The organism is Bartonella taylorii 8TBB (assembly GCF_902825155.1).
GTDB classification, from domain to species: domain Bacteria; phylum Pseudomonadota; class Alphaproteobacteria; order Rhizobiales; family Rhizobiaceae; genus Bartonella; species Bartonella taylorii_A.
Window position 1 is genome coordinate 1 of sequence record NZ_CADEAG010000035.1, and the last position, 992, is coordinate 992.

The 992-nt window shown below is 41.9% G+C and carries 1 protein-coding gene; it reads left to right on the forward strand.

The genetic code is table 11. The annotated features are described in order from the left end of the window. A partial coding sequence (locus tag J7R13_RS08495; RefSeq protein WP_208438280.1) for a TIGR04086 family membrane protein occupies window positions 1–918 on the forward strand: 918 nt, incomplete at its 5' end. Window positions 919–992: the final 74 nt, after the last annotated feature.

Genomic DNA, 992 nt, shown 5'->3' on the forward strand with positions numbered 1-992 from the left:
TTAGGCTTAAGCCAAATGGATTTCACCTCCTCAACCCCATTGGAAGGTTCTTTTCTCTCCTTTGGCATTGGTTCTCTTATCGTTATGCTGATAAGCCTTGCTTTGGGAGGTTTTGTTGCTGGGCGTTTTGCAGAATCCTCAGGAAGCCTTCATGGTTTTCTCACCTGGGCTCTGTTAACACTTCTGATGACCCTTCAAGCCATCCACGTAGTTTCAAGTACAGCAAAAATTGGGACTAAAGCTGCCTTAGAAAACAGCTCCATGGTCCAACAAACCGTAGACAACCTCAAAACAAATCTTTCTCCCCTTCTTTCAAAATTAAATGGCGAAAGTCTTGAAAAGTTTTTTGCAAAAAACAGTGACAATAGCGTTGATTTTGATCAGCTTGGTAGTGAATTGCACACCCTTCTTAATAAAAGCGACATTCCTGCCCTCAACCCTGAGCGCTTAAAACAAACCTATCAGGCAGCCCTCAACGATATTGGCTCTGCAATAACAGCTTTTAAAAATGATCCTTCTGACTATCGTACCACTTTAAAAAATCTTGGTGAGCGCCTCTCTGATCGTGTAGAAGCCATTACAGCAAAGCTTGATCGAAGCGATATCATCAATGGTCTTATGAACAATGGCATGTCACGTGCAGATGCGCAAAAAACCGCCAACCGTGCTGTTCAACTCTATCAAACAGCAGAAACAAAAACCGAGGACGCACTCAAAGCCCTTGAAGAACAAGCAGAAACACTCTCGGACAATCTTGAGGATGCCATAGAGGGAGCAAAAAACACTGCGACTAAAGTCACCAAAACAGCATCACATATGGGCTGGTGGGGCTTTTTAGGAAGCTTGATTGGTGCCATAATTTCCAGTGTGTGTGGCTATTATGGTTACAGAAGCCGTAAGGACACTTTTATGCTTTAAAAACTTTTGCCTTATAATGCATAAAACAAATAAAAAGCTGTACAGACCGTACAGCTTTTTTTGTAACTTTTTTT